Origin of the sequence: Paraburkholderia phosphatilytica (genome assembly GCF_003443895.1) — a bacterium.
Taxonomy (GTDB): domain Bacteria; phylum Pseudomonadota; class Gammaproteobacteria; order Burkholderiales; family Burkholderiaceae; genus Paraburkholderia; species Paraburkholderia phosphatilytica.
This window is the reverse complement of the sequence record NZ_QQOA01000005.1, coordinates 14,341-41,251: the sequence shown is the minus strand read 5'-3', so window position 1 is coordinate 41,251 and position 26,911 is coordinate 14,341. Positions and strand designations below refer to the sequence as shown.

Sequence of the window (26,911 nt, the reverse complement as noted above, 5' to 3'; positions counted from 1 at the left end):
CCTCAAAGCAGTGCGGCGTTGGGTCGGGTTCATGAAACCGCGCGGCGCAGGTCCAGCGTGAACGGAAACTCCAGGCTGCGCTCCGCGTCTCCGACCTTCACGGCCCCAGGCGTGTGGCCGGTCGTGAAGAAGCGCGCGCGGCGCCGGCTCTCGGCTTCATAGGCATTGACCGGGAAGGTCTGGTAATTGCGCCCGCCCGGATGAGCGACATGATACTGGCATCCGCCGATCGAACGGCCGGTCCATGTGTCGACGATATCGACGGTGAGCGGCGCGTGCGCGCCGATCGTCGGATGCAGCGACGACGGCTGGGTCCACGCGCGATAGCGCACGCCGGCCACCGCCTCGCTCACGCGTCCGGTGGGCTGCAGCGGCAACGGCACGCCGTTCACGGTCACCACGTGACGGTTGTCGTTGAGGCCGAGCACGCGCACCTCCAGCCGCTCCACCGACGAATCGACATAGCGCACCGTGGTGCCCGCCGCGCCCTCTTCGCCCATCACGTGCCACGGTTCGAGCGCGTTGCGCAGCGTCAGCGACATGCCTTGCGTGTGCAGCTCGCCGACGTGCGGGAAGCGGAACTCGAAGTGCGGCGCGAACCAGGCCGGATCGAACGCATAGCCGGCTTCGCGCAGATCGGCGAGCACGTCGTCGAAATCCATCTGCACGAAGGTGCCGAGCAGGAAGCGATCGTGCAGTTCGGTGCCCCAGCGCGTCAGGCGCTTCGTGTGCGGCTTGTTCCAGAACGTCGCGACGAGTGCGCGCAGCAGCAGCTGCTGCACGAGGCTCATGCGCGCATGCGGCGGCATTTCGAAGCCTCGCAGCTCCAGCAGGCCAAGACGTCCGGTCGGGCCATCGGGCGAATACAGCTTGTCGATGCAGAACTCGGCGCGATGCGTGTTGCCGGTGACGTCGATCAGCAGGTTGCGCAGGATCCGGTCGATCAGCCAAGGCTGCACGCGCGCGTTGTCGCCTCGCGCGGCACTCACGCCGCCCAGCAGATCGAGCTGGCGCTGCAGTTCGCCGAACGCGATTTCGAGCTCGTAGATCTGGTCGTTGCGCGCTTCGTCGGCGCGCGGCGCCTGGCTCGTCGGCCCGATGAAAAGCCCTGAAAACAGGTACGACAGCGACGGGTGATTGAGCCAGTAGCCGATCAGGCTCGCGAGCAGATCGGGACGGCGCAGGAACGGGCTGTCCGCGGGCGTCGCGCCGCCCAGCACGAAGTGGTTGCCGCCGCCGGTGCCGGTGTGCCGCCCGTCGAGCATGAACTTCTCGGGGCACAGATACGACTCGTGCGCGGACTGGTACAGGTATTCGGTGTGATCGACGAGCTCGTCCCAGTTCGACGCGGGATGGATGTTCACCTCGATCACGCCGGGGTCGGGCGTCACCTGCAGCATCTTCAGGCGCGGGTCGCGCGGCGGCGGATAGCCTTCGACGATCACCTGCATCTTCAGCTCGGCGGCCGTCGCTTCGACGGCGGCGAGCAGGTCGAGGTAGTCGTCGAGCTCGGTGAGCGGCGGCATGAACACGTGCAGCAGCTTCTTGCCGCTGCCGAACGAGTCGGCCTCGACCTTCGGGCCGGCCGCGCGCGCCGGGTCGCGCGCCTCGACGCACAGCGCGGTGCGGGTGATGTTCGCCGCGGATTCGCCGCGCCGAGGTGGTGTCCAGGTGGTGCTGTCGCGGGACGATGACGCGCGTTCGGCTGCGTTGCCGGTGCCCGTTTCGCTACCGAGCGCCGTGCCGACGCCGCCGTCATCGCCGTTGCCGCCTTCCGCGAGCGCCACGGCGCCCGCGCCCGCGCGTGCCACCGCGTACTCCCGCGATACGCCCGCCTCTTCGCCAACCACGCCGAGCGCCTCGTCGTTCGCGTACTGCATCCGCAGTTCGGACGCGCTGCGCAGCGGCGCCGGCGGCGCGAACGGATCGTGCGCGTGCTGGTACGGGTAGTCGGTCTTCGTGACCCACGGCAGCGAATCGAGCGGCAGCCGGTAACCCATCGGCGAATCGCCGGGAATCAGGTACATGCGCTCGTCGCGGAAGAACCACGGGCCGCTGACCCAGCGGGCGGGCTGCATCGCCACGTTCGCTTCTCGCCCGAGCGGCAGCACGTAGCCCGTCACCGAAGGCAGACCCGCATCGAACACGCGGCGCAGCCGCACACGTTCGAGTTCGTCGTCGAGACGCGAATCGAACGGATCGACGTTCACCGGCAGACGGCGCTCGCGCCACAGGTAGTACCACGTGTCTTCGTAACCCGGCTGCACGAAGCCCGGGTCCAGCGCGAGCTTGCCCGCCAGATGCGTGATGAAGCGCTGCGCGTCTTCCGACGTGTAGCTGCCGGGGTCGCGCTCGTCCGCGAACAGCTTCGGATCATGCCAGCACGCCTCGCCGTCCGCGCGCCAGAACAGCGACAGCGCCCAGCGCGGCAGCTGCTCGCCCGGATACCACTTGCCCTGGCCGATATGCAGGAAGCCGTTCGCGCCATAGCGCGAGCGCAGCTTGTCCATCAGCGCGACTGCGTAGCCGCGTTTGGTCGGGCCGAGCGCGTCGGTGTTCCACTCGGCTGCGTCGCGGTCGCGCACGGACACGTAGGTCGGCTCGCCGCCCATCGTCAGGCGCACGTCCATCGCCCGCAGATCCGCATCCACCTGATGGCCCATCGCGACGACGTTCGCCCAGTCCTCTTCCGTGTACGGCTTCGTGACGCGCGGCGTTTCCAGCACGCGCGTGATCGTCATCGTGTGCGCGAATTCGACTTCGCATTCGTCGAGCGCGCCCGCGATCGGCGCGGCGCTGCCCGGCTCCGGCGTGCACGCAACCGGAATGTGGCCCTCGCCCGCGAGCAGCCCCGAGGTCGGATCGAAACCGATCCAGCCGGCGCCCGGCAGATAGACTTCGCACCACGCGTGCAGGTCGGTGAAATCGACTTCGGTGCCGCTCGGGCCATCGAGCGATTTCGTATCCGGTGCGAGTTGCAGCAGATAACCCGACACGAAGCGCGCGGCGAGGCCGAGCTGACGCAGCGTTTCGACGAGCAGCCAGCCCGAATCGCGGCACGAGCCGGACGCGTTTTCAAGCGTCTCTTCCGGCGTCTGCACGCCCGGCTCCATCCGGATCAGGTAGCGGATGTCGTGTTGCAGCCGCTGGTTCAGTTCGACGAGAAAGTCGATCGTCGCTTTCGGCGAACGGTCGATGCTGTCCACGAAGGCCTTGAAGCGCGGCGTCATCTCGCGCTTGACGAGATACGGCGCGAGTTCGTGCGCGAGTTCGTCCGGATAGGCAAACGGGAATGCTTCGGCGTACGGTTCGAGAAAGAAGTCGAACGGGTTGTAGACCGCCATCTCCGCGACGAGGTCGACAGTGACCTTGAACTCGCGGGTCGGCTCGGGAATCACGAGGCGCGCCTGATAGTTCGCGAATGCGTCCTGCTGCCAGTTGATGAAGTGCTGCTCCGGCTCGACGCGCATCGAGTACGACAGGATCGGCGTGCGGCAATGCGGCGCCGGGCGCAGCCGGACCACCTGCGGCCCGAGTCCGGTCAGGCGGTCGTAGTGGTAATGCGTGACGTGGTTCAATGCGACGCGGATGGACACACTGCACTCCTCGAATGAAACGGCGCGAACGCCGCTGGAAAACGGAAACTGGACTGGACGTTCGTGCTTCGCGATGGATGCGCCGCGTGACACGATCGATGCGTACGATCAGACGCGCACTGCCCGTGACGCACGCACTGCGCGGCATGAAGTTTGCGGTTCGCGTGCACGCCGCGCGTGCGGCGGACATGGCGCGCATTGCACACCGCACGAGCGCACTCACCTTTCTGCGAAGCGACGACGCGATGAAGACCTTTCACTGCAACCGCTGCGACAACCTCGTGTTTTTCGAGAACATCCAGTGCGAGAGATGCGGCGCGCTGCTCGGCTACGTGCCGGAGCTGGGCGAGATCAGCGCGTTCGAACCCGCGCCCGTTGAAGCCGCGAATTCCGTGAATTCCGCGAACGATGCGAACCATGCGGCCGACGCAAGCAACAACGCCCCGCCCGATTCCCCGCCCGCCGTCGCCAACAACGCAGACGAAACCACCGCCGAAGCCACGCCCGACACCAGCAGCCCGCCACTCAGCCCGCCCACGCCACGCTGGACGAGCCTGCACCCTGACGCGCCCGCCGCCGCGTATCGGCAGTGCCACAACTACGCGGTCGAAAACGTCTGCAACTGGATGATCCCCGCCGACGATGACGCCACGCTGTGCCGCGCGTGTCAGCTGACGCGCACGATCCCGAATCTCGACGCCAGCGACGAGTCCGGCAACGACGCTGGAAAAGACCTGGGCAAAAACCGCCTCTACTGGTACCGGCTCGAGACGGCGAAGCGCAGGCTGCTGTACACGCTGTTCGCGCTCGGCCTGCCGGTGGAATCGCGCGCGGAGGATCCCGAGCACGGTCTGCAGTTCGACTTCCTCGAAAACACGCCCGATGGCGAACATGTGATGACGGGTCACGCGGACGGCGTCGTCACGCTGAATGTGGTCGAAGCCGACGACGCGCAGCGCGAGAAGACCCGCTCGGAACTGGGCGAGCCGTACCGCACGCTGCTCGGCCACTTCCGACATGAGGTCGGCCATTACTACTTCGACCGCCTGATCGCGGGCACCCGCTGGCTCGAACCGTTCCGCAGGCAGTTCGGCGACGAGCGCGCCGATTACGGCGAGGCGCTCGCGCGGCACTACGAAACGGGCGCGCCGCCCGACTGGGCGCTGCAATACGTCAGCGCGTACGCGACGATGCACCCGTGGGAGGACTGGGCCGAAACGTGGGCTCATTACCTGCATATGGTCGATACGCTCGATACGGCTGCGTCGTGCGGTCTCGCGCTCGTGCCGGATACGCCGCACGAGCCGACGCTGACCGATCAGACGCCTGTCGAGGAAGCCAGCTTCGATAACCTGATGAAGCGCTGGTTTCCGCTCACCTACGTGCTCAACAGCCTGAACCGTAGCCTCGGCATGCAGGACGGCTACCCGTTCACGCTCGCGCCGCCCGTCATCGACAAGCTGCGCTTCGTGCATCGCGTGCTCACGCATGCCGGCGCGAAACGCTAGGGCGCCGTCGATGGCGTCTGCGTTTGTGTCTGCGATTGGCTCATGCCGTTCTGCGATTGCGTCTGGCCAACGCCGTCCTGCGTTTGCGTCTGCGTCTGCGCGGCTTCCGGCTCCGGCGCGATCGGCAGCAGGAAGTCCTGGCTGATCGTGCTCGCCAGTTCGTTCACGCGCGCGAGGAACTCGTTCAGGTACGCATGCAGGCCGCCGCGCAGAATCTCGCGGACGCTGCCGTCGCGCAGTTCGGTGCTCAGGCGTTCCGCAAGACGTTCCGCACGCACCGAGCGGCCGCGGCTCACGCGCGCGACGATCTGCTGGACCTCTTCCATGCTCGCCGCGAGCGAACGCGGCCAGTCGCGGTTGAGAATCAGCAGCGCGGCGACCCGTTCCGGCGTGATCACGTCGCGGTAGGTCTTGCGATAGATCTCGAAGCCCGACACCGAACGCAGCACCGCGGACCAGTGATAGTAGTCAAGCGATTCGGCGGGCACGTCGTCGCCCTGTTCGAGCATCTCGAACTTCACGTCCAGAATCCGCGCGGTGTTGTCCGCGCGTTCGATGAAAGTGCCCACGCGCATGAAGTAGAACGCTTCGTCTTTCGCCATCGTGCCCAGTTGCACGCCACGCGACAGATGCGAACGGAACTTCACCCACTCGAAGAACTCGGCCGGATCGCGTTCGAGAATGCCTTCGCCCAGCGAACGCTGCGAGTCGAGCCACGTCGTGTTGATGGTTTCCCACAGCTCGGTGTTGATCGAGCCGCGCACGGCACGCGCGTTCTCACGCGCGGCGCGCAGGCAGCTCGCGATCGAAGACAGATTGGTCTGTTCGCGCGACATGAAGTCGATCACGTCGCGGCTCTTCATGCCGCTCTTCACCGACGCGTAGAACGTGGTCAGCTCGGAGATGGACAGCATCGCGCGCCAGCCGGCTTCCGCGTACTCGTCCGATTGCGGCAGGAGCGACATCTGATAGTTGGCGTCGAGCATCCGCGCGGTGTTTTCCGCGCGCTCGGTATAGCGGGCCATCCAGAACAGATGGTCGGCGGTACGGCTCAGCATGGCGACTCCTGAATGACGGTCTGATTGGTATGCGTGGCCTCGATCATCGCGGCGGTTCGCGAAGCGCTTCGAAAGCGCCGTGCGAACTCAGCGCTCGATGACCCAGGTGTCCTTGGTGCCGCCGCCCTGCGACGAGTTGACGACGAGCGACCCTTCGCGCAATGCGACGCGCGTGAGTCCGCCCGGCACCATCCTCACCTCGTGGCCCGACAGCACGAACGGCCGCAGGTCGATGTGACGCGGCGCGATGCCCGCTTCGACGTAGGTCGGACAGGTGGACAGCGACAGCGTGGGCTGCGCGATGTACTTGTCCGGATTCGCGACGAGCGCCGCGCGGAACGCCTCGATCTCCGCCTTCGTCGACGCCGGCCCGACCAGCATGCCGTAACCGCCCGCGCCATGCGTCTCCTTCACGACGAGCTCGGGAAGGTGGTCGAGCGTGTATTGCAGGTCGTCGGCCTTGCGGCACATGTACGTCGGCACGTTGTTCAGGATCGGCTCTTCGCTGAGGTAGAACTTCACCATGTCGGGCACGTACGGGTAGATCGACTTGTCGTCGGCGACGCCGGTGCCGACCGCGTTGCACAGCGTCACGTTGCCCTTGCGATAGACCGAGATCATGCCGGCCGCGCCGAGCGCCGAGTCCGCGCGAAACACCTGCGGATCGAGGAAGTCGTCGTCCACGCGGCGATAGATCACGTCGACGCGCTGCGGCCCCTGCGTGGTGCGCATGTACAGATAGTCACCATCGACGAACAGATCGTGGCCTTCCACCAGCTCGATGCCCATCTGCTGCGCGAGGAACGCGTGCTCGAAGTACGCCGAGTTGTACATGCCCGGCGTGAGCACGACGATGGTCGGATTGTCGACGCCCGCGGGCGCAGCGGCGCGCAGCGTATCGAGCAGCAGGTCGGGGTAATGCGCGACCGGCGCGATGCGGTTGCGCGCGAACAGCTCGGGGAAGAGCCGCATCATCATCTTGCGGTTCTCGAGCATGTACGACACGCCCGACGGCACCCGCAGGTTGTCTTCGAGCACGTAGAACTCGCCCTCGCCCGCGCGGACGATATCGATGCCGGCGATATGCGCGTAGATGTCGCGCGCAACCTTCACGCCCTGCATCTCGGGCCGGTACTGCGCGTTGTTCAGCACCTGCTCGGCCGGAATCACGCCGGCCTTCACGATGTTCTGCTCGTGATAGATGTCTTTGATGAACAGGTTCAGCGCGTTCACGCGCTGCCGCAGCCCGCGTTCGAGCGCCTGCCATTCGTGCGCGGGGAAGATGCGCGGAATCACGTCGAACGGAATGGTGCGCTCGGTGCCGACGCCCGTCTCGTCCTTCGCGCCGTACACCGCGAACGTGATGCCGACGCGGCGAAAGTTCAGGTCGGCTTCGGCGCGCTTGTTGCGGATGCGCTGCTCGCTCTGCGCGCTTAGCCACGCGAAGAAGTCGTGATAGTGGGATCGCGGCGCGCCCGCCTGCGGGAACTCGCCGCACGGCACGCCGGCAGCGGTGAGATCGGAGCGCTCGAACATCTCGTTGAAGAAAGCTTGCGTCATAACCGGTATCCCATGTGATGTGCACGCCAGCGTGGCCGCCGGGTTGCGCCCGCGGGTTGCGCCTGGATAACGATTCCACTGCAACCGCTATCGGTTCGCTCGCAACAGCCTGCGCAGACACGTCGCTGAAACTCGCGTGGCTGCCCTCACACCTGCCCTTCGCTGCCGGGCGGATCGACGGGGTAAATCAACATACGCGGTTCGGTTCGGGCAAGGCCTCGGGTAGCACGAATAGTCCGCACTGCCAGAAGACGGCCAGTCATGACTTCATCGCCCGATCCTGAACGCGTGCATGCCGATGCCGCCGCCGCAAACCGGCGCAAGGCGAGTGCATGCTGCTGCAATGCGTCGCGCGATCGCGCCGACCGGTGCCACGGGACGGTCGTCCAGAGCACCTGCGAAGCGCGGCCGCCACGGCGAAAACAGATCAACCAGGCGTTACTGCCCCAATGCAACTTCCATGCCGATGAGCATGCCAGCGCGCGATGAAACGACGATGTCGCGAAACGCGTCGCCGCCCACGCAAAGCCCGGCTGGAAGCCGCATCACAGTGGATCACGTCCGGCGCCGCGCGTCCATGAGTGTCAACTCGGTGCCCCGCGATGCACCAGCGCTGTGCGCGTCGCGCACCCGCGTGCACTGGATGAGGGTTTGACAGTGTTGCGACGCGGCGCGCGCCGCAGAACAATGCGCACTGTCGCCGCTGACCGTCGTCTAAAGCGGCATCGAGGGTCCTGACGGGATGGGCATGTTCGAGATCGGCTCCGCGCTGCTCGTGTTCTTCCTGCTGCTGGGCGGCACCGCGCTCGGCGTGCTGGTGCGTCCGCTGCTGCCGGAGGAGCACAAGGCGCACGAGACTGTCCAGCTGATCCAGCTCGTGATCACGATGCTGGTGACGTTCGCGGCGCTGGTGCTGGGCCTGATGACGGCGTCCGCGAAGAATGGCTTCGATACCGTTGGCAACGACTTTCGCACGTATGCCGCCGACCTGATCCAGCTCGACACGAGCCTGCGCAACTACGGCGACGATGCGGCCGGCGCGCGCGCCGCGCTGCGCGCGTACACCGCGGCCGCGATCGCCTCGACGTGGACCGACGAGCCGCCGCCCGCCGGGGATTACTATCCGCACCGCGTGGGTCCGGACAGCATGCGCAACGAACTCGAGAACACCTCGCTCGGCGATCTGCTGGACGCGATGCAGCTGAAGCTGCGGCAGATCAAGCCGGCCGATCCGTATCACGCGGGTTTGCTGCAGGAATGCATCGCGCGCTTCGACCGGCTGGTGCAGGAACGCTGGAAGCTGATCGAGGAAGCGCACAGCACGATCTCGAAGCCGTTCTTCGTGACGCTCGCGTTCTGGCTGATCGTGATCTTTCTGAGCTTCGGGCTGATCGCGCCGCGCAATGCGCTTGCGCTGGTGATGATCACGCTCGGCGCGCTTTCCATAGCGTCGGCCGTCTATGTGATCGTGGATCTGGATACGCCGTTCACCGGGCCGATCGTCGTGTCGAGCGAACCGATGCGCGATGCGCTCGTGCATTTGAGCCGCTGAATTCGGCCACTGAATTCGGCCACCGAATGCAGGCAAAAACAGCAGGCAAAAAAAATGGATGACGGCAGTTCGCACTGCGGCCATCCATCCTATGCGCGGCGTGGTCGCCGCGTCATCCTGTACGTCGGATCCCCTGCGTGGCCCCGTCTAGTGGTCCCCGTAGTCATTGTTCGTCGTACTGGTACTGCTGTTGACTGCTTGTTGGTCCGGTTCTGCTGGTGATACCCCGTCGATGGTTTTCGTTGTGGTTGTAAAAGCCTGACGAAACCTCGTTACGTTTGGTTACATCCTAGCCGCGGGTTGCGAACCCGCCAATCGTGGTTTTCCTGTATGCCCGATGCGTTTTTGGCGTGGCGGAAAAATCGTTGTATTCGGCGGGCCGGCGGACACGAAGAGGCATGATCCGCATCCACCGGCGATCGACGGTCCGAAGACCGTCAACGGTTAGTGATGCCGTTCCTTCTTCGCCTCTTCCTTGCCGTCGCCGTAGGCCTTCTGCACCTTGCCGGCGCCTTGCTGGAGGTCGCCCTTCAGTTCCTGGGCCTTGTCGCCGGTCATCTTGCCGGCCATCTCGTTGGCCTTGCCCTTCACCTGTTTTCCAACGCCCTTCACCTGATCCTTGTTCATGAGCGGCTCCTTGAAAGTGGCTCGAAGTCACGACCGCGCATGTGCGCGGGCCTCTTCGTTCGCGCATCCGGTGTGCCTGAGCATGCGTTTCAACGGATATTCGCGTTGCCGGGCCGCAACGATCTCGCAGCAGCACACGTCATGGCCAGCCGCTCACCACAGATCTTTCGTCGCGCTCCGGTTGCTGTTGCTGCGCTCGTAGCCCTCGCGCCAGAGCGTCGCGCCGACGCCCGTCAGCACCGCGCGTTCGTCTTCGCCGAGCCGCTCCCACGCCCCTGCGAGCCATGACGCGAAACCCGCGCACGTGTACTCGACTTCGGCGTTGGTCTTGCCCGCCAGGTAATGCCGCTCGAACAGCGCGAGCATTTTTTCCGGTGTCATGCCGTGTCTCCCCGGCGTCTCGGTCGCCGTTGTCTCATGAGTGGCGCGCTGCGTCGTGCGCGGCGCGTGATCGTACCGGGCGTGGTCGACGCCCCGATCTGCCGATGTTTATAGCGCGCTTCGCAGCGCCCGCACAATCGAGAGCGACCCGTGTCCTCGACTTCACGGCGATGCATCCCCCGGCGCAAACCGAACGTATCTGTGCAGGAGTCCCCGGCCGCCTGCCCATCTCACAGCGAGGCCGGGCCTGCAGGTCTAGACTCGATCGAGGCCCTTCCGGTCAACTGCGCGTGCCCCGACGCGCCGAGGAGTGAATCATGAAGACGTTGCACACCATCGTTCGCGGCGCGCTCGCGCTGTCGCTCTGCGCGGCGTTCGCGCAGGCTCACGCACAAGGCATGGGCCCGTCGCCCGCCGACGATCTGTCCACACCCGCCAACAGCCCGACGCTGATGCCGAACGCGCCGATCGGCAGCGAATATCCGACCCACGGCAACCGCCAGGCCGGCGAGATGAACCTGAATCCCGTCGATCCGCGTGCGCAGCTCGTCAACGGTCTGCCGAACAACGCGGAATCGGGCGGTTATGGATCGGCGCTCGCCGGCGTGCGCAGCGCGCCGCCGGCGGCGATGCAGTGACATCGACGCGGTGACCACGCCGCAGTGGCCGGGCCGCGGTGACCTGGCCACAGTGACCACGCCGCAGTGGCCAGGCATTAACACCACCGTGGCCAACGCAGTTCACTCGCCCGCGGGCCACGGCAGATCCGGCTTCGACCAGTCGAGCTCGGTGCCGATCACGCGACGCGCGCCGGCGAGTTCGATCGCCATCGTCACGGCGACGCACGGCCGGCCGCTCGCAAGCGACAGGTACGGCGCGCTCGTGACCGGCACGCCGGGACGCAGCACCGCGTTGCGGAAATACGGCCGATGGTCCCAGCGCGCTTCGGCCGGATCCGCGACCGGATGCAGCGACGTGCCAGCCAGCGTAGCCGCCGCGCCCGCGATATCCGGTCCGATCTGCCGTCCGGTCGGGTCGAGGATGAAGCAGCTGATGCAATGCGGCAGCGCGCAGAGCGTCGCGAAGGCTTCGCCTGGCAGCGCCTGGTTCGCGAGCCCGTTCGCCGCCGCGATCAGCGCCTTGCGATAGCTCTGCACCTGCGCCTCGAAGGTGGCGTGCTGACGCATGCGGCCCTGTGCGATCGCATCGAACGCATGGTCGATGCGCGCTTCGGCCTCCTTCGGCGACGGCACCGTCGCTTCCGGCCGTCCGAGCAGATAGCCCTGCGCGAAGTCGACGTTCGACTCCACCGCGAGCACCAGTTCCTCGTTCGTCTCCACGCCTTCCACCACCACCAGCATGCCTGCGTGATGCAGCAGCGACACGAGCTTCGGCAGCACCGGCTTGCGCGCGCCGGGGCTCGTCGCGCGGATCAGTTCGCCGTCGAGCTTGACGAGATCGGGGCGGATGCGGAACAGGCGATCGAGATTCGAATGGCCGGCGCCGAAGTCGTCGACCGCGATCAGGAAGCCGTGCTCGCGAAACTGCTGCGCCGCGCGGGACATTTCGTCGACGCTGCCGCCGTGCGATTCCAGCAGCTCCAGCACGATCCGCTGCGGCGCGATGCCGGCCTCCTGCGCGACGCGCGCGAGTTCGTCCGCGTAGTCGTGCGCGATGAAGCTGGCCGGCAGGATGTTGACGAACACCCACGCATCGTCGGGCACGAGCCGCCGCGCGTTGCCGAGATGCAGGCCGTGGCTCGCGCGGTCGAGCGCACCTTCGTTGCTGAACGTCTTCTGCGCGAACAGGATCGCGGGCGGCACGCGGGTGCCGTCCGCGAGTTCGCCGCGCAGCAGCGCCTCGAAACCGACCTGTTTCTGGTGCGACAGGCTGTAGAGCGGCTGGAAATGCGACGTGAGCCAGTATTCCGCCCATTGCTGACGGAGCGGCTGCGTGATATCCGCGTGCTGTGCGCCCGCCGGCGATGCGACCGGCACCCGCGGTCCCGCGACGATCTCGCGTTCGGCGCACACGCGGTTGCGCCCTGAGTGCTTCGCGCGCAGCAGCGCGGTGTCGGCGCGATCGAGCAGCGTCATGATGCTGTCGCCGCGGCGATGCTCGGCCACGCCGAAGCTCGCGGCGAGCATGCCGTCCGGCCGCGGGATCGTGCCGATCGCGGCGCGCAGTTCCTCGGCGAAGTCGACCGCACCCTGCAGATCGGTTTCGCGCAGCAGCGCGAACTCTTCGCCGCCGATCCGGCTGACGCTGTCCTGCGGGCCTGCGTGCTTCGTCAGCGCACGGGCGACGTCCTGCAGCGTCTGGTCGCCGGCCGCGTGGCCGAAGCGGTCGTTCAGCGACTTGAAGTGATCGATGTCGACGAAAATCGCGCTCATCGGCAGCGCACCGCGCGCGCCATCATGGCCGATTCCGGCAAGCCGCTCGTCCGCCTGCTCCATGAACGCGCGGCGGTTGCGCAGGCCGGTCAGCGGATCGGTGGCGGCGAGTCGCGCGAGGCGATCTTCGAGGCGGAAATGGTTGCGCCGGAACCAGTAGAAGCCGAAGTGGAACACCGCGGCGGTCGGCAGCGAGATCATCAGCCACATCCAGCCGACCACGCGCACGTCGCGCGTCGGCTCGATACCTAATACGAGCGGCAAACCCGCGGCGCAGAACAGTGCCGTGCCGACGAAGAAATGCGTGGGCGTCAGCCACAGCGGCCCCGCACAGACCGGAATCAGCACCGCGGCCGGCAGCGCCCACAACAGCGGCGCATTGACGCCGACCACGTTCAGCGCGAGGCCGAGCTGCAGCATCAGCGTGTACGCGAAACCGACGCAGCCGAACTGCAGCGTCGTGCGCGTGTAAGGAATGGCGAGGACCAGCAGCGCCAGCACCACCGCGCACGCGAGACGCCAGCCGAGCGGCAGGGCCGGCCCGCTCACCAGCTCGCGCGCCAGCACGAACAGCAGATAGGCGAGCACCGTGAACGCCATCGTGAAACGCGACAGCGGACGCTGATGCTCGAGCGACCGTTTGTGAAAACGGCGGTTGAACTCCACGGTGGCCGCGTGATGGGCTAACGGAGAAAGCATATCGACGGGTGAAATCCGCGAGATGGGACAGGGAGGACAAACGCGCAGCCTTTGTATATCGGCCCCGGTCACGAAAGGTTAAGTCGCGCCAGGCATCATGAATCAAATTTATATGCGGGCGCAACGAGACACCGCTTCAATCGCGGTCGAAATCCTGGTATGTGGTCAATGTGGCGCGCGAAAGCTTTGCGATGCGCCTTTACGCGCCACTACGTGACATCAGGTGCGGTTATTCGCCGACCCACGCGCCGCGCAGATCGCTGTCCTGCAGCAAACGCAGCAAGGTGCCGGCCGGACGGCTCAGCCGTTTGCCGGCCATCGCGATGAATTCGACGTCCGGCAGCGCGGGCAGCTCGTTTGCGTTGATGGGCGGCACGAGGCCGCGCGCGGCGAGGTACTGCGGCCGCGCGGTGATGCCGAGCCCGCCGCGCGCCGCGGCAATACAGCCGGCATGGCTGCTGCTCGTGCAGACGATCTGCCAGCGGAAGCCCGCTTCGGCGAGCGCGTCGAGCACGACCGCGCGCGTCACGCTCGGCTCCGCGACGAGAATCAGCGGCAACGGCTGCTGCGGATCGACGAGCGTGCCGACGGTGGCGAGCCATTCGAGCCGCGCGGTGAAGAGCGGCACGCCGCGCCGGTCGCCGAGCCGCCGCTTGCCGACGAACAGATCGATCGAGCCCGCGTCGAGCAGTTCATACAGGCGGCCGGTCATGCCGATCGTGATTTCGAGCTCGACGTCCGGATGCGCGTTGCGGAACGCGGCGAGCACGCTGGGCAGCGGGCCGAGCGCGACGTCGTCGGAGGAACCGAGGCGTACGCGGCCTTTCAGCCGCGGCCCGCGAAACTGCGATTCCGCACGGGTCATCGCCTGCAGGATCAGGCTTGCGTGCGCGAGCATCGCTTCGCCGTCCGCGGTAATCGCGAGCGAATGCGTATCGCGCTTGAAAAGACGCCGGCCGACGTTCTCTTCGAGCCGGCGCACGTGTTCGCTAACGCTCGACTGCGTGAGGCCGAGCTGGCGCGCCGCTTCGGTGAAGCTGTGACACGCCGCGACGGTAGCGAAGGAGCGGAGCCAGACGGGATTGAGCATGCCTGCATTGTTATCGCCAATGGCGATAACAGTCAACGCACCTGGTGGGGTTCCCGATAGCGGATCATGACACTATGATGATGAGGTCCCCGCACCGCCTCAAGATGAATCGAGATTCCACCCAGACCGCATTGTTGTGGATCGTCGCGACCGGCTTCTTCATGCAAGCCCTCGACACGACGATCGTCAACACCGCGCTACCCTCCATCGCCCACAGCCTCGACGTATCGCCGCTGCAGATGCAGCCGGTCGTCGTCGCGTACACGCTGACGATGGCCCTGCTCACGCCGGCATCCGGCTGGCTCGCGGACCGCTTCGGCACGCGGCGCGTGTACTTCGCGTCGATCCTGCTGTTCGTGCTCGGCTCGATCTGCTGCGCGAACGCGCATACGCTGCCGCAACTGGTGGTGGCGCGCGTGCTGCAGGGCGTCGGCGGCTCGATGCTGCTGCCGATCGGGCGGCTCGCGGTGCTACGCGCCGTCAGCGGCGACGCGTACGTATCCGCGCTCGCGATGATCTCGATTGCCGGCCAGGTGGGCCCGATTCTCGGCCCGACGCTCGGCGGCTGGTTCGTCGAGGAAGCGACATGGCACTGGATCTTCCTGATCAACGTGCCGATCGGCGCCGTTGGCATGCTAGCGGTGCTGCGTTTTCTGCCGCGCTCGCATGGCGGCGCCGCGCCGCCGTTCGACTGGATCGGCTGCGGGCTGCTGTCGGCGTGCATGGTCGCGTGTTCACTCGCGATCGACGCGCCGATGCACACGCATCGCGAAGCGTGGTCCGTGTTCCTGTTCGTGCTCGGCGTAGCGGCCGCGCTGCTGTACATCCCCTACGCGCGCCGCAAGGCGAATCCGCTGTTCCGGCTCGGCCTGTTTCGTGAGCCGAACTTCAGCGTGGGGCTGATCGGTAACCTGGTGTGCCGGGTCGGCTCCAGCGCGGTGCCGTTTCTCGTGCCGCTGCTGTTGCAGCTGCAGCTCGGCTATTCGCCGCTGCACTCGGGCATGATGATGCTGCCTGCGGCCATCGCCGGCACTGTTACGAAGCGCTGGATCGCGCCGCTGATTCACCGCTTCGGCTACGAGATGTTCCTGCTTGTGAATACGCTGATCGTTGGCGGTTCGATCGTGGCGTTCGCGCTGTTTTCCGCGGGCACGCCGCTCGTGCTCGAGATCGCCGTGCTGGCGATTTTCGGCGGCGCGAACTCGATGCAGTTCGCGGCGATGAACAGCGTCACGCTGAAGGGCCTCACCAGCGAAGACGCCGGCAGCGGCAACAGTCTGTTTTCGATGGTGCAGATGCTCGCGATCGGCCTGGGCGTATCGATCGGCGGCGGGCTCGTCAATCTGTTCACGCCGCACGGTGGATCGGCTGCGACCGGCTTCCGGCTCGCGTTCATCTGCGTCGGCGTGATCACGCTGATATCGGCGCTCGTGTTCCGCAAGCTCGATACGGAACCCCCGCAGCAACCGGTACGGCGTACTTCACCGGCGGCTGCAGGGCGCTAACGCTCCGCTCGAACGTTCAGACGATCACACGTCCGCGGACATGCCGGCGCGTTGCGGCGCGGCGGCGGGCACCAGCGTTTCTTTCGGCAGCGCCCATTCGAGCCAGCGCGTGCGATGCAGCACGACGAGCGCGAACGCGAGCGTCGCGATACCGCCAAAGGTCGCGAAGCCCATCTGGTAGCTACCGGTGCTTTCCTTCGCTATCCCCATGATCACCGGCAGATAGAAGCCGCCGATGCCGCCCGCGGCGCCGACGATGCCCGACATCAGCCCGGTCCTGCCCTTCCAGCGCTGCGGCACGAGCTGGAACGTCGCGCCGTTGCCGAGGCCGAAGCACAGATACGTGATCACCAGGATTGCGATGCCCGCGCCGAGCGGCGGCATCCAGATCGCGAACAGGAAATCGCACGCGGCGATCGCCGCAAGCAGCAGCACGAGCGCGCGAACACCGGAGATGCGATCGGCGACGAGGCCGCCGATCGGGCGCACCAGCGCGCCGATGAACGCGAGCAGCGACATGAAGAGACCCGCTTCGAGCTTCGGCATCTGATAGAGCGAGATCAGCAGCGTCGTCACGTACGACGACATGCCGACGAAGCCGCCGAACGTGATGCTGTACACGAGCATCACGACCCACGTATCGCCTTCGGTCAGCACACTGCGATAGTGCGCGGGCAGCACGGCGATCGCGAGCAGCGCGCCGAGCAGCGGCAACAGCAGCACGCCCGTCTTCCCTGCACCGAACACGCCCCCGTGCACCGCAAGCACGAGCACCAGCAGTCCGCCCAGCGTGATCAGGAAACTGCCGAGCGCGCGCGGTGCGCTGCCCGACTTCACGCCCAGATCGTGCGCCCAGAAGTACAGCGCGAGCGCGGCGATGCCGAGCAGCGGCAGCGCAGCGCCAGCCGCGCGCGCCCAGCCGAAATGATCGGCAATCCCTGGGAACATGAAGCCGTCGAGCACCGCGCCGATGTTGCCGGCCGCGGCGAGCCCGAGCACGAGGCCCTGCACTTTCGGCGGATAGTTGCTGCCCGCCATCGGCAGCGCGACCGCGAAGCTCGCGCCGCCGACGCCGAGAAACACGCCTAGCACCAGCAGCAGCGTGTACGACGGCGCAGCCGGCGACAGCAGCAGCACGACCGACGGAATCGCCGACAGCGCGACGCCCATCAGCGCGACGCGGCGGCCGTCGTAGGCCTGATAGAGATTGCCGAGCGTCACGCGCAGGATGGCCGCGGCCAGCACCGGCACCGCGACGAGAAAGCCGAGCTGCGCCGGCGACATCGCGATGTCCTTGTGAATGAACGGCGCGAGCGGGCCGAACATCACCCACACGGTGAAGCCCGTGTCGAAGTACAGGAAGCACGCGAGCAGCGCGCGCCAGTTGCCGCTCTTCAGCGAATTCAGCAGGGTCGTCATAGGTGTCTCTCGAAGGGCGAGGTCGTGAAGGTCATGCGGGTGTTTGAGGGTTCGGTGGTGTTGCGCTGCCGATGTGCGTGCTGCGCGGCCGATGCGGCCGATGCGCCCGCGCGCTTGCCGCCGCGTTCGTCGACGACGCTGTGAATCAGCTGGTCCATTTCCTTGATGATGTCGGCGAGCACCGTCGTGATCACCGCGAATTCGCGGCCGTAATCACCGGCGCGCGCAGCGGATACGCGCGCGTTCATCGCGACGATGTTGGCCTGCATCGAGATGCGCCCGAGCCGCTCGGCGATATCGTTCTGACGACGCTGGGTCGCGGCTTCGACATCGCGCAGCTCGTGCTGGTACGCGAGCGTGATCTCTTGCAGCACGTCGAGAAACGGCGTCGCTTCGCCGACGAGCGCGGTAATGCGCGCATCGTCGTGTGTCACAGCGCGCAGGCCTTCGAGCGCCGCGATCGCATCGTTCGCGAGCGCAATGAAGCGGTGCACGCGCGCATCGGCGCCGCGCGCACCCAGATACAGCTCGCGCAGCGCCGCGGAGAAGGTGCCGGGCAGACGATCGTTGCCGTTCACGAGGTCCGCGTGCGCGGTCGTGAACGTGGCGAGACAGTCGCGCGCGATCTTGAGCGCCGCCGCATCGCCATGCGCAGCCAGCAGCACGTGCAGCACCAGCCGTTGCGACAGCATGCGCTGACGGCCCGCCAGATTGATCAGTTCACCGATGATCTGGCCCGTCACCGCAGCTGGCGACGTTACGGATGCGGCAGGTTGGCGAAGCGAAGTCATGGGTCCCTTCGAATGAAGCATCGATTGCATTGCGGGTGGTCCAGGTACGCTCGCGGCGCGCAAAAAAAAGCGTCCCGAACGGCACCGCGCGTCGATCGCTCGACACGTGGCACGCCGTTCGGGACGCCGTTGTCCCGTAGCCGCCCGAACGGCGGCAGACAATAGATGCGCTGCTACGAGGTCGCCCTTGACCTCGGCGTGGTGCAATGCAATAGGTATGCCATTCGTGCGGGCGATGGGCTGCGCGGGGTGTTTTCAGGCTTGCCTTGACCGCGCTCAGGTGGCGCCGGACGCTTGTTGGGCGTCGTTTTCAGGGTTGTAAGCGAACCCGGCGGACGCGTTTTCGCGGCCCTTGCTGTGTGGCGCGTGCTTTCTGAAAGCGCACCGGAGGCCCTACGCCGCCGCTGTGCGCGGCGTCGTCAGTTGGTGCAGCGGCGTGGTGCATCGCACCACGCGTGTGCGGCGCTTTAGTGCGGCTTTAGTGCGTTTCGCTGGTCTCTTCAAAGCTGATCAGCAGTTCCGCGCGGCCGCCGTTCAGGCGTTCGACGTAGACCGCGCCGTGGCTGCGCACGCGCCAGCCCGGACGCGCCGCGATGCCCGGCAGGTTGCCGCCGACCCGGCTGTCGAAGCCGCCAAGGCCTTCGTCGGGCGTGGCGATGGCGTTGTCGCCGGTCGCCTCCGACGTCACGACGTTGTCGGTCCAGCCCGACGCTTCGCGCGCGGCTTCGAGGCCCTTGCCGTCGGTGTCGATGCTGCTGTCCGACGCGCCGCTGTTCGCGACGTCGACCGACACGATGCGCTGCGCCGCGCGACGCACCGGATCGCCCGACGCTTCCGCGCCGGCTCCTGGCTGCACGATTGGCAACGGCGCGGGTTGCTTCCCCGCGATCGTTTGGCCCGTTTGTGCCTTTGCGGGCGCGCTGAACTCGCGCGCCTGGGTTTTCACGTCCGGCCCGGCGCCGCCCGTGGCCGGCGTCTTCGCGGGGCTCTTCGCCGCCATCTCGTTCTGCTGCGACTGGGTCGGGTTCGACTGGGCGTTTTGCATGGTCAGATGTCCTTGATCACTCGTTGACGGATACTGTGTAGCGCCGCAATGGCCGTTCCCACTCCCCGCGATGCGTCGCAAAGCCGCGTCATGTGTCGGGCACGTCGATTGCCATGTCGAATTGAATGGGTTCGCAAGCGATTTCCACGAAGCGGCCGCACGGAGCGAGGCATTGAACAGCCACGAAGACCTGATCGTCGCGCGTCCCGAGGGTCTGTACTGTCCGCCGGGCGGCTTCTATATCGACCCATGGAAACCGGTGGACGCGGCGGTCATCACGCACGCGCATTCCGATCACGTGCGCGCCGGTCATGGGCACTATCTCGCGGCACACGCGGGCGCGGGCATTCTGCGCTCGCGGCTGCCGGACATCACGCTGCAAACGGTGCGCTACGGCGAACGGCTGACGATCGGCGAGACAACGGTTTCGCTGCATCCCGCGGGGCACGTGCTGGGTTCGGCGCAGATTCGCGTCGAGCACCGCGGCCGCGTGTGGGTCGCGTCGGGCGACTACAAGCTCGCGAGCGATCCGACCTGCGATGCATTCGAGCCCGTACGCTGCGACACCTTCATCACCGAATCGACGTTCGGTCTGCCGATCTATCGCTGGGATCCGCCGCAAACGCTATTCGACGACGTCGATTCGTGGTGGCGTCGCAATGCTGCCGAAGGACGCGCGTCCGTGCTGTTCTGCTACACGCTCGGCAAGGCGCAACGCGTGCTTGCGAGCATCGATGCGGCGATCGGCCCGATCTTCTGTCACGGCGCGGTAGAGACGCTCAACGATGTGTATCGCGCAGCAGGTATTGCATTGCCGCCGACGCAGCGCGTCAACGACATCGCGCCGAAAGATAAAGCCATGTTCCGCCAGGCGCTGATCGTCGCGCCGCCCTCCGCGCAGGGCACGCCGTGGCTGCGGCGCGTCGGCGAATATAGCGATGCGTTCGCGTCGGGGTGGATGCGGTTGCGCGGTACACGTCGGCGGCGCGGTGTCGATCGCGGCTTCGTGCTGTCGGATCACGCGGACTGGCCCGCACTACAGCAGGCGATCGATGCGAGCGGCGCGAGTCGCGTGATCGTCACGCATGGTCAAGTGGAGCCACTCGTGCGCTGGTTGCGCGAGCGCGGCTTCGATTCGGGTTCGTTCGCGACGGACTATGGTGATGAAGAGCTTGATTCGCGTGATGCAACCGCATCCGAAGAACCCGTGAGCGATGCAGAAGCGAACGCGAACGCAACGGACACGTCGCGATGAGACGCTTCGCCGCGCTCTATACCGCGCTCGATGCAACCACATCCACGCGCGACAAACTCGCCGCGCTGATTGCTTACTTCTCGCAGGCCGCGCCGGAAGATGCCGCGTGGGCGTCGTATTTTCTGGCGGGCGGCAAGCCGCGCCAGTCCGTTCCAACGCGGCTCCTGATCGCGACCGCGAGCGAACGCGCGGGTCTGCCCGACTGGCTCTTCGACGAGTCGTATCAAGCGGTGGGCGATCTCGCGGAAACGATCGCGCACATCCTGCCGCCTGCAACGCGCGAATCCGAACTCGGTCTCACGCAATGGATCGAGGAACGCGTGCTGCCGATGCGCGGCGCGAGCCCCGACATCTTGCGTGAGCGGCTCATCGCGTACTGGGACGAACTCGACTGGAGCGGCCGCTTTCTGCTGACGAAACTGATTGGCGGCGGGTTTCGTGTCGGCGTCGCGAAGCAGCTCGTGGTGCGTGCACTGGCTGAAGTGGCCGGCGTCGATCATCGCGTGATTGCGCAGCGGATGGTCGGCTGGACCGACTCGCGGCTTTCGCCGAGCGCGGAACGCTATGTGAAGCTCGTAGCCGCAGAAGCGAACGGCAACAATGACGACGCAGCACAATCGCTACTCGCTACACCCGGCGATTCGCGTGATGCCGGCCTGCCCTACCCGTTCTTTCTCGCGCATCCGTTGCAGGCGGAGACCAGAACGCTCGGCGATCCGACGGACTGGCTCATAGAATGGAAATGGGATGGCATCCGCGCGCAGCTCGTGAAGCGCGCGGGACAGGTATGGATCTGGTCGCGCGGTGAGGACCTGATCACCGAGCGTTTTCCGGAAGTCGTCGCGCTCGGTCATGCGCTGCGCGATGGCACGGTGATCGATGGCGAGATTCTCGCGTGGCAGCCCGATGCGGACCGGCCATTGCCATTCGCGCGGCTGCAGCCACGCATCACGCGCAAGACGCTGACGAAGAAGGTGCTTGCGGATTCGCCATCCACTTTGCTGGCCTATGATCTTCTGGAGGCAGACGGTATCGATCTGCGCATGACGCCGCTGGCTGAGCGTCGCGCGCGGCTCGATGCGCTTGCTTCGTCCGTTGGCGGCGGTGTGCCGGGACGCGAAGCGTTGCGCGTGTCGCCGCTCGTCGAAGCAAGCGACTGGGACACGCTCGCCGCGATACGGGACGAGAGCCGTGCGCGCGGCGTCGAAGGCTTGATGCTGAAGGAGCGCGCGTCGTGCTATGGCGTCGGCCGCACGAAGGCATCGGGTACGTGGTGGAAATGGAAGATCGATCCGTATGCGGTCGACGCGGTGCTCGTCTACGCGCAACGCGGGCACGGACGGCGCGCGAGCCTCTATACGGACTTCACGTTCGCGGTGTGGGACGAATCGGACGGCGTGAGGACGCTCGTGCCGTTCGCGAAAGCGTACTCAGGACTCACCGATGACGAGATGAACCAGGTGGATGCGATCGTGCGGCGCACGACGGTCGAGAAGTTTGGACCGGTGCGCAGCGTCACGCCGACGCTCGTGTTCGAGATCGGTTTCGAAGGGATACAGGCGAGCCCGCGACACAAGTCGGGCGTTGCGGTGCGCTTCCCGCGCATGCTGCGCTGGCGCACCGACAAGCGGATCGAGGACGCCGATTCGCTTGCCATGTTGAAAGGGTTTATCGAGGCGTGAGGCGGATGGATCATCGCAGCGCGCTGCTGTTCAACCGTGGTTCAACAGGAGATCGACAATGACACATCCTTCGGCAAAGCTGGCTGTATTGGTGGCGTCGGTCACGCTCGTGGCCGGCAGCATGACGGTGCCGGTCTACGCACAGAGCAACACGAATACCGGCGACGCAGCGGTCGAACAGGCCGCTTCGACACCGCGACCGAAAACGACCAAGGCGGAACGCAAGGCTGCACGAAAACAGGCGCGCGCGAAGAAGAACGCCGAGTTGAAGAAGCTTGAGGCGAATGGTTATTCGCCGTCGCGTAATGACCCGAACTATCCGCAGAATCTGCAGAACGCGGAGAAGAAGGCGGGGGTTGGGCAGGGGGCGAGTCAGTAGGGGCTGTGTTCGTCCGTCGTACATTGCGCGTTGCGCGGGGATCGCTTGATATGATTTCTCGATATGGGTGATCCTCGCGCGCAAGTGTTCGCTTCTAGTTGCAGCGGGCGCCGTGCAACTTGCATCGGTTAAGCAAAAGAACTCGACAAATGGAAGCCACAATTTTTACTGAAGACGAAGTTCGGGAACTGGTCTGCCATCTGAAGGCGCTCATGTCCAAAGTCCCGCTGCATGCCATTTCCACCGCGGACGAATACGCTCATGCCGTGCAGGTGCTCAATGGTCTGCTCGATGCTGGTGGCGCAGATGAAGCCGGTGAACTCGCGCCATTGGTGCAGATGCTCGGAACGCTGATTGAGGAGTATGAGACGAGCGGTCGCGGACTCCCGTGCTGGAGCTCGCAAGAAGCGCTGCGTGATCGCCATGCTTAACCTTCGACTCACGGCTGCGCGGCAACGGGCTTCCCGTTCAACCAGCCGTTGATCGTATCCAGCACCTGCTGCTCGATGCCGAGGTAGCCATGCGGTGAATTCGCGCCGCACTCTGCTTTTCTGCTGCCACCGCCTTCCGAACTGGACACTGCGACGAAGTCGAAGCCGTTCGAATTCGCAACGCGCTTTGCGCCGCTGAATGGCGATACGAAGCAGCCATCATGCTCGTTCGACAGCATCAGCACTCGCGCCTTGTTGCCTTCCCAACTGAGTCCCGACAGACCTGCCTGCCCTCCTCCGGCGTTCGTGACCGGAGACGTCAGCACGTATGCATCCGCTAGCGCAGGGTTGCGCTTCAGCACGTTGCCCACTGAGATCGTGCCGCGACTCGTGCCGATCAACGCGACTTTCGCGTTGGGATAGCGTTTGCGCAGTTCAGCGACGACTACCGCGATGTCTTGCGCGCCGTCGGCGCTCAGGCGGAATACGTCGTTCATGCCGCTCGCGTTGTCTGATGGCGCATCGAAGATTGCGGTGGCGTCGCCTGATTGCGTCCAGTACGAAGCGGTGCGGATCAGGAAGTTGCCTTTTAGCCTTGTCGGGCCGCTGTCCGTGAGATTCATCGCGCCATCGTCGCCTGCGAAGAGGACGATGACCCAAGGTGGTGTTGTCGACGAGGAGTCGAGATAGGCGTCCGATGTTGCGCCGTTGCGGGTGGGGAGCTTGAGTAGTTCGCCGGCAGTGGCATGCGTGATGCCGAGCGAGAGCGTCAGGGCCAGCGCGATGGCGTGCTTCGCGAGGAAAGATGTGCGGCCTTTGCTGTTCAGGTGCCTTAGCGTGTCCATCTGTGATCCCCTGTCTTCGAACGTGTGTCGAGGTAGCGAGCTTGGCAGATTATCGTTCGAAATTGCGAACGCACGAAGACGAAATTCTTTGAGCTACGACGAGACGAGTGCCTGTTCCGAAGCGTTTCCGATTCGCCTTTCCCACAGTAGCGGTCGAATTTTCAGAAAGAATAGGTTTCCTTAAGTTTTCCTCGTGCGGGCAGACACAACTCAGTATAGCAGCGCGTCGTCCGATCTCACCCTCGCGCCGGGCGAAAGCGCATACATTGACATTACGTCAGCTACCGCGGTGCCTCTTCATATCGCGTGCGGAGATAATCAGCTGTACGAGATTGATTTCCTTTTGGCGGGAAGCACTGGAGGCTCGGCGCAGGTCAACCTGCTCCCGAACAATTCGTCCATCACGAACATGTTCGAGTATTCGATGCTGTTTTCCAACGCATCGACTCCGGTATCGAGCAGCGGTTTTGCGAACAGCTTCGTATTGGCATATAGCGACCCCCGGCTGGTGCGCAACACGATATCTACCAAAACTATCTGCAAGTCCATCCTTTCGATTTCCAACCAGTTGGCTGGCACTTCTTCGGCAAACTGGCAGCTCATCACGGAATATATCTCGTCGCACTGGCAGGCAACGGCGAGCACTCATGGTCCCGGAGACACGACGACAGCCTGGACGTCGCTCGGCACGATCTCCTCGGCAACGTTCCCGCTGACTGGCCGAATCGTTGTCAAACGTCTCGCTTGAGGATCGACTATGAACTTCTACCAACTACCGAGCGGCGACGTTGCGGGTTTCGATGACCCCGCGCAAGCTCCCGCCGCAGCCTCCGAAATTAGCGCTCAGCAGTTTGCGCAAATTGCAACTGCCATTGTGCTGACGGCTGCGCAGCAGCTTGCACAGCAGGCCTCCGCTCTGCTCGCGGCAGGTCTCGCCATTACCAGCAACGGCACTCCCTCGCTCAACGGCACGTATGCGGTCGATCAATTGAGCCAAATGGACATCATTGCGGTAGAAACGAGCCTGAACGCTGGCAAGGGATTCCCGGGCGGCGTCACAGCGTTCAATTACCCGACCGAGGCCGGCGCGCTGAATGGCTTCAGCGAGGCCAATTTCACGGACTTCGCCGCGGCGGTTCGGGACTTCGTCTACGCGTGCAAGTCGGTCATCGCGGGACAGTCGACCACACTGCCGGCGAACACGGTGACGATCGCATAGCGGAGGGATGGTCCGCCCGACAGGCCTGCGCAGCAGTCACGCTATGCCCGGCGGACGCCGTTACCCACCAACCACTCCACCAAAGGGGCGCCATGGATCAGCAGTGTTCGAACGGCAAAGACAGTTTCTGGATCGTCGAGGATAGCCGCGGCGTGACGTACGGCATTTACGACCGCGTCACAGCTGCCGAGCTCTCCGATCGGATCTTCGAAGCCGATCCCACGCTGGAATGGGTCGTCATCAATCAAAACACCGGCATGATCGGGATGCCCACGCAGACGCTCGAGGGGATCATCGTTGCGCTGCCTGCTAAATCCGAACATCAAGCTCGCGAGCCCCATCTCGCTCGACAACAGCACGATCCAGCTCGCGCAATTCAACCAACAGTACACGGCAGTCAACGACCGCATCCCGAGCCTGAGCCCAACCGGGTCGTACAAGGTTCTGGCTGTGCAGCACGTTGGCGACACAAGGGGACGGGAATGGTACACGGACATCATCTGCTCGGCGATCGACGGCACGCAGCCTCTCACCGGACCGGCGCTCACCTCTGTGGCGGCGGGATCGTGATGGGCGAGGCTGGAGGTGATGCCGAAAGTCGAACTTCAAATTTTACTTTCCCGCCGGCGGCGGAAGTGTTCGACCGGATCGTCGCCGACTGCACGGAGCGGGAATGGAAGATCGGACCAACCCCGCGAAACGCGAAGCCTGCTATTGCTGATATTTGCAGAGAAGAAACAGATGCCGAAGTTTAGTGCTGGCCAGTCAGGCAATCCGAAGGGACGGCCACGCGGCGCGAAGAACACTGCGAACGGGCTGCGTCAGCGCATCGCCAAGGAACTCCCGACCATGATTGATACCCTGATCGAGTCGGCCCGCGGTGGAGACATGCAGTCGATACGGATCCTGCTCGAACGAGCACTGCCGCCCTTGCGAGCCGAAGACAGCAAGGTGGCGTTCGCGCTGCCGGAGGGGACGCTCGCGGATCAGGGAGAGGCGATTATTCGAGCGGCGGCAAGCGGCGAGTTGTCGCCGACGCAGGCAAATGCGATGACGGCGGCGCTAGGGGCTTTGGCGCGCATCGTCGAGACAACGGAACTGGAAGCCCGCATCAAGGCACTGGAGGCGGCAAATGCGCAGTCTGACTAGGCGTGTCGAGAACCTCGAAGCCGTCATCCCTGGCGACTTCGTCGAGGTGATGCCGATCGAGCATTTCTACGGTGACCCGACGGCCAAACCACAGCGGATTCCGCGGCGCGAGTTCAACACGCGGACGCTGGAGAGCTTTTATGGGGCGGCCTCCAGTGACTCCAAACTGCCCGGTTAGTTGTACGGTGCCTTGATGAATCATGAAACGACACAAGCTCTCTAATCCGGTCAAAACCTTTATCACGCAGGCGTTGGCGTGCGGTGACACGCCCACCATGGTAAGACGAGCCGTCAAGGTAGAGTTCGGGCTGGATGTGAGCCCGCAGTGCGTCGAACAGTACGACCCTACCAAGACCGCCGGCGCGCGGTTGAGCGCCAAATATCGGACCATCTTCTGGGCGACTCGAGCTCGGTATCAAAAGGAACTTGCGAACATCGGGATTGCACATCGCGCGTTTCGACTACGAGCGCTGCAGCGCATCGTCGACAAGGCTAGAAATGCAGGGAACGACCGGTTGGTGATGTACTTGCTCGAGCTGGCCGCGCGTGAATGCGGATAGCCACAAAGGGAAAACCCCGCAGGCCAGTCGCGACCCGCGGGGTTTAGGGACTAGTCTCCCGCGTTCCTATGACGTTCGGCGAGATAGGTGATCACGGCGCCCTCACATCCAGGCAGGATGTCGACGCCTTCCTCGTCCCGCACGTCACACGCAGGATGTAGCATCCT

The 26,911-nt window shown here is 65.1% G+C and carries 26 protein-coding genes; 14 read left to right on the top strand and 12 right to left on the bottom strand.

Annotated elements, in window-relative coordinates:
• Positions 1-29: 29 nt before the first annotated feature.
• Positions 30-3,596, bottom strand: a complete 3,567-nt coding sequence (locus DVS29_RS07160; RefSeq protein ID WP_118179903.1) for a transglutaminase family protein — start codon at positions 3,594-3,596, stop codon at positions 30-32.
• A 245-nt stretch (positions 3,597-3,841) separates the two neighbouring features.
• On the opposite strand from DVS29_RS07160, the gene DVS29_RS07150 reads away from it, so the two are divergent.
• Complete coding sequence (locus tag DVS29_RS07150) at positions 3,842-5,104, top strand: zinc-binding metallopeptidase family protein (protein WP_240655507.1); 1,263 nt, start codon at positions 3,842-3,844, stop codon at positions 5,102-5,104.
• Here the strand turns inward: DVS29_RS07150 and DVS29_RS07145 are convergent.
• Both DVS29_RS07145 and DVS29_RS07140 read right to left on the bottom strand, forming a co-directional pair.
• Entirely contained in the window at positions 5,101-6,162 is a 1,062-nt protein-coding gene (locus DVS29_RS07145; protein ID WP_118179750.1) for an alpha-E domain-containing protein, read from the bottom strand. The two genes, DVS29_RS07150 and DVS29_RS07145, sit on opposite strands and share 4 nt — an antisense overlap.
• Positions 6,163-6,249: 87 nt before the next feature.
• Positions 6,250-7,722 carry a circularly permuted type 2 ATP-grasp protein gene (locus DVS29_RS07140; protein WP_118179749.1) on the bottom strand — a complete coding sequence of 491 codons (1,473 nt, stop codon included), beginning with the start codon at positions 7,720-7,722 and terminating at the stop codon, positions 6,250-6,252.
• A 261-nt stretch (positions 7,723-7,983) separates the two neighbouring features.
• On the opposite strand from DVS29_RS07140, the gene DVS29_RS36835 reads away from it, so the two are divergent.
• Both DVS29_RS36835 and DVS29_RS07135 read left to right on the top strand, forming a co-directional pair.
• Positions 7,984-8,211, top strand: a complete 228-nt coding sequence (locus tag DVS29_RS36835; RefSeq protein ID WP_124800611.1) for a hypothetical protein — start codon at positions 7,984-7,986, stop codon at positions 8,209-8,211.
• 259 nt (positions 8,212-8,470) lie between these two features.
• Positions 8,471-9,274, top strand: a complete 804-nt coding sequence (locus DVS29_RS07135) for a bestrophin-like domain (protein WP_118179902.1) — start codon at positions 8,471-8,473, stop codon at positions 9,272-9,274.
• A 444-nt stretch (positions 9,275-9,718) separates the two neighbouring features.
• Here DVS29_RS07135 and DVS29_RS07130 read toward each other — a convergent pair whose 3' ends face one another.
• The gene (locus DVS29_RS07130) at positions 9,719-9,901 is read right to left on the bottom strand and encodes a CsbD family protein (RefSeq protein ID WP_118179748.1); all 183 of its coding nucleotides are present in this window, start codon (positions 9,899-9,901) and stop codon (positions 9,719-9,721) included.
• A gap of 153 nt (positions 9,902-10,054) precedes the next feature.
• Positions 10,055-10,282, bottom strand: coding sequence for a hypothetical protein (locus DVS29_RS07125; protein WP_118179747.1), 228 nt, complete (start codon positions 10,280-10,282; stop codon positions 10,055-10,057).
• 317 nt (positions 10,283-10,599) lie between these two features.
• Between DVS29_RS07125 and DVS29_RS07120 the strand changes: the two genes are divergently transcribed.
• Complete coding sequence (locus DVS29_RS07120) at positions 10,600-10,920, top strand: hypothetical protein (protein ID WP_118179746.1); 321 nt, start codon at positions 10,600-10,602, stop codon at positions 10,918-10,920.
• Positions 10,921-11,022: 102 nt separating this feature from the next.
• On the opposite strand, the gene DVS29_RS07115 is transcribed toward DVS29_RS07120, so the two are convergent.
• Complete coding sequence (locus DVS29_RS07115; protein WP_118179745.1) at positions 11,023-13,374, bottom strand: EAL domain-containing protein; 2,352 nt, start codon at positions 13,372-13,374, stop codon at positions 11,023-11,025.
• 229 nt (positions 13,375-13,603) lie between these two features.
• Positions 13,604-14,464, bottom strand: coding sequence for a LysR family transcriptional regulator (locus DVS29_RS07110; protein WP_118179744.1), 861 nt, complete (start codon positions 14,462-14,464; stop codon positions 13,604-13,606).
• 104 nt (positions 14,465-14,568) lie between these two features.
• Here DVS29_RS07110 and mdtD point away from each other — a divergent pair, with 104 nt between their 5' ends.
• Positions 14,569-15,969: a multidrug transporter subunit MdtD gene (gene mdtD / locus DVS29_RS07105; protein ID WP_118179901.1), complete on the top strand. Its 1,401-nt coding sequence runs from the start codon at positions 14,569-14,571 to the stop codon at positions 15,967-15,969.
• Positions 15,970-15,993: 24 nt separating this feature from the next.
• On the opposite strand, the gene DVS29_RS07100 is transcribed toward mdtD, so the two are convergent.
• The 3 genes from DVS29_RS07100 to DVS29_RS07090 form a co-directional block, all read right to left on the bottom strand.
• Positions 15,994-17,388, bottom strand: coding sequence for an MFS transporter (locus DVS29_RS07100; RefSeq protein WP_118179743.1), 1,395 nt, complete (start codon positions 17,386-17,388; stop codon positions 15,994-15,996).
• Positions 17,385-18,179, bottom strand: a complete 795-nt coding sequence (locus tag DVS29_RS07095; protein WP_118179742.1) for a type IV pili methyl-accepting chemotaxis transducer N-terminal domain-containing protein — start codon at positions 18,177-18,179, stop codon at positions 17,385-17,387. Before DVS29_RS07095 ends, DVS29_RS07100 begins: the two co-directional genes overlap by 4 nt.
• A 478-nt stretch (positions 18,180-18,657) precedes the next feature.
• On the bottom strand, positions 18,658-19,224 hold the full coding sequence (locus DVS29_RS07090) for a DUF3005 domain-containing protein (protein ID WP_118179741.1): 567 nt from the start codon (positions 19,222-19,224) through the stop codon (positions 18,658-18,660).
• A 172-nt stretch (positions 19,225-19,396) separates the two neighbouring features.
• On the opposite strand from DVS29_RS07090, the gene DVS29_RS07085 reads away from it, so the two are divergent.
• The 4 genes from DVS29_RS07085 (at position 19,397) to DVS29_RS36830 (ending at position 22,971) form a co-directional block, all read left to right on the top strand.
• Positions 19,397-20,479, top strand: coding sequence for a ligase-associated DNA damage response exonuclease (locus DVS29_RS07085; RefSeq protein WP_240655498.1), 1,083 nt, complete (start codon positions 19,397-19,399; stop codon positions 20,477-20,479).
• Entirely contained in the window at positions 20,476-22,161 is a 1,686-nt protein-coding gene (locus tag DVS29_RS07080) for an ATP-dependent DNA ligase (protein ID WP_118179739.1), read from the top strand. Before DVS29_RS07085 ends, DVS29_RS07080 begins: the two co-directional genes overlap by 4 nt.
• 58 nt (positions 22,162-22,219) lie before the next feature.
• Positions 22,220-22,540, top strand: a complete 321-nt coding sequence (locus DVS29_RS07075) for a DUF4148 domain-containing protein (RefSeq protein ID WP_118179738.1) — start codon at positions 22,220-22,222, stop codon at positions 22,538-22,540.
• Positions 22,541-22,689: 149 nt separating this feature from the next.
• On the top strand, positions 22,690-22,971 hold the full coding sequence (locus tag DVS29_RS36830) for a hypothetical protein (protein ID WP_124800610.1): 282 nt from the start codon (positions 22,690-22,692) through the stop codon (positions 22,969-22,971).
• Positions 22,972-22,979: 8 nt separating this feature from the next.
• Here DVS29_RS36830 and DVS29_RS07065 read toward each other — a convergent pair whose 3' ends face one another.
• Both DVS29_RS07065 and DVS29_RS07060 read right to left on the bottom strand, forming a co-directional pair.
• Positions 22,980-23,816 carry an alpha/beta hydrolase gene (locus DVS29_RS07065; RefSeq protein ID WP_118179736.1) on the bottom strand — a complete coding sequence of 279 codons (837 nt, stop codon included), beginning with the start codon at positions 23,814-23,816 and terminating at the stop codon, positions 22,980-22,982.
• A gap of 318 nt (positions 23,817-24,134) precedes the next feature.
• Positions 24,135-24,461, bottom strand: coding sequence for a hypothetical protein (locus DVS29_RS07060; protein ID WP_124800609.1), 327 nt, complete (start codon positions 24,459-24,461; stop codon positions 24,135-24,137).
• 112 nt (positions 24,462-24,573) lie between these two features.
• Here DVS29_RS07060 and DVS29_RS07055 point away from each other — a divergent pair, with 112 nt between their 5' ends.
• From DVS29_RS07055 to DVS29_RS07035, 5 genes are all read left to right on the top strand, one after another.
• A complete protein-coding gene (locus DVS29_RS07055) occupies positions 24,574-25,035 on the top strand; it encodes a hypothetical protein (protein WP_118179734.1) in 462 nt (153 codons plus the stop codon).
• Between the two features lie 92 nt (positions 25,036-25,127).
• Positions 25,128-25,790: a hypothetical protein gene (locus DVS29_RS07050; protein ID WP_118179733.1), complete on the top strand. Its 663-nt coding sequence runs from the start codon at positions 25,128-25,130 to the stop codon at positions 25,788-25,790.
• Positions 25,777-26,184, top strand: coding sequence for a DUF5681 domain-containing protein (locus DVS29_RS07045; RefSeq protein WP_124800608.1), 408 nt, complete (start codon positions 25,777-25,779; stop codon positions 26,182-26,184). Before DVS29_RS07050 ends, DVS29_RS07045 begins: the two co-directional genes overlap by 14 nt.
• Positions 26,168-26,362, top strand: a complete 195-nt coding sequence (locus DVS29_RS07040) for a hypothetical protein (protein ID WP_118179731.1) — start codon at positions 26,168-26,170, stop codon at positions 26,360-26,362. Before DVS29_RS07045 ends, DVS29_RS07040 begins: the two co-directional genes overlap by 17 nt.
• 22 nt (positions 26,363-26,384) lie before the next feature.
• Positions 26,385-26,744, top strand: a complete 360-nt coding sequence (locus DVS29_RS07035; RefSeq protein WP_118179730.1) for a DUF2280 domain-containing protein — start codon at positions 26,385-26,387, stop codon at positions 26,742-26,744.
• Positions 26,745-26,911 lie beyond the last annotated feature (167 nt).

What these genes read in the sequence shown, in the direction of transcription:
- DVS29_RS07150 (WP_240655507.1), top strand. Translation starts at nt 3,842, where the DNA reads ATGAAGACCTTTCACTGCAACCGCTGCGACAACCTCGTGTTTTTCGAG.
- DVS29_RS07145 (WP_118179750.1), bottom strand. Translation starts at nt 6,162, where the DNA reads ATGCTGAGCCGTACCGCCGACCATCTGTTCTGGATGGCCCGCTATACC.
- DVS29_RS07140 (WP_118179749.1), bottom strand. Translation starts at nt 7,722, where the DNA reads ATGACGCAAGCTTTCTTCAACGAGATGTTCGAGCGCTCCGATCTCACC.
- DVS29_RS36835 (WP_124800611.1), top strand. Translation starts at nt 7,984, where the DNA reads ATGACTTCATCGCCCGATCCTGAACGCGTGCATGCCGATGCCGCCGCC.
- DVS29_RS07135 (WP_118179902.1), top strand. Translation starts at nt 8,471, where the DNA reads ATGTTCGAGATCGGCTCCGCGCTGCTCGTGTTCTTCCTGCTGCTGGGC.
- DVS29_RS07130 (WP_118179748.1), bottom strand. Translation starts at nt 9,901, where the DNA reads ATGAACAAGGATCAGGTGAAGGGCGTTGGAAAACAGGTGAAGGGCAAG.
- DVS29_RS07125 (WP_118179747.1), bottom strand. Translation starts at nt 10,282, where the DNA reads ATGACACCGGAAAAAATGCTCGCGCTGTTCGAGCGGCATTACCTGGCG.
- DVS29_RS07120 (WP_118179746.1), top strand. Translation starts at nt 10,600, where the DNA reads ATGAAGACGTTGCACACCATCGTTCGCGGCGCGCTCGCGCTGTCGCTC.
- DVS29_RS07115 (WP_118179745.1), bottom strand. Translation starts at nt 13,374, where the DNA reads ATGCTTTCTCCGTTAGCCCATCACGCGGCCACCGTGGAGTTCAACCGC.
- DVS29_RS07110 (WP_118179744.1), bottom strand. Translation starts at nt 14,464, where the DNA reads ATGCTCAATCCCGTCTGGCTCCGCTCCTTCGCTACCGTCGCGGCGTGT.
- mdtD (WP_118179901.1), top strand. Translation starts at nt 14,569, where the DNA reads ATGAATCGAGATTCCACCCAGACCGCATTGTTGTGGATCGTCGCGACC.
- DVS29_RS07100 (WP_118179743.1), bottom strand. Translation starts at nt 17,388, where the DNA reads ATGACGACCCTGCTGAATTCGCTGAAGAGCGGCAACTGGCGCGCGCTG.
- DVS29_RS07095 (WP_118179742.1), bottom strand. Translation starts at nt 18,179, where the DNA reads ATGACTTCGCTTCGCCAACCTGCCGCATCCGTAACGTCGCCAGCTGCG.
- DVS29_RS07090 (WP_118179741.1), bottom strand. Translation starts at nt 19,224, where the DNA reads ATGCAAAACGCCCAGTCGAACCCGACCCAGTCGCAGCAGAACGAGATG.
- DVS29_RS07080 (WP_118179739.1), top strand. Translation starts at nt 20,476, where the DNA reads ATGAGACGCTTCGCCGCGCTCTATACCGCGCTCGATGCAACCACATCC.
- DVS29_RS07075 (WP_118179738.1), top strand. Translation starts at nt 22,220, where the DNA reads ATGACACATCCTTCGGCAAAGCTGGCTGTATTGGTGGCGTCGGTCACG.
- DVS29_RS36830 (WP_124800610.1), top strand. Translation starts at nt 22,690, where the DNA reads ATGGAAGCCACAATTTTTACTGAAGACGAAGTTCGGGAACTGGTCTGC.
- DVS29_RS07065 (WP_118179736.1), bottom strand. Translation starts at nt 23,816, where the DNA reads ATGGACACGCTAAGGCACCTGAACAGCAAAGGCCGCACATCTTTCCTC.
- DVS29_RS07055 (WP_118179734.1), top strand. Translation starts at nt 24,574, where the DNA reads ATGAACTTCTACCAACTACCGAGCGGCGACGTTGCGGGTTTCGATGAC.
- DVS29_RS07050 (WP_118179733.1), top strand. Translation starts at nt 25,128, where the DNA reads ATGGATCAGCAGTGTTCGAACGGCAAAGACAGTTTCTGGATCGTCGAG.
- DVS29_RS07045 (WP_124800608.1), top strand. Translation starts at nt 25,777, where the DNA reads ATGCCGAAGTTTAGTGCTGGCCAGTCAGGCAATCCGAAGGGACGGCCA.
- DVS29_RS07040 (WP_118179731.1), top strand. Translation starts at nt 26,168, where the DNA reads ATGCGCAGTCTGACTAGGCGTGTCGAGAACCTCGAAGCCGTCATCCCT.
- DVS29_RS07035 (WP_118179730.1), top strand. Translation starts at nt 26,385, where the DNA reads ATGAAACGACACAAGCTCTCTAATCCGGTCAAAACCTTTATCACGCAG.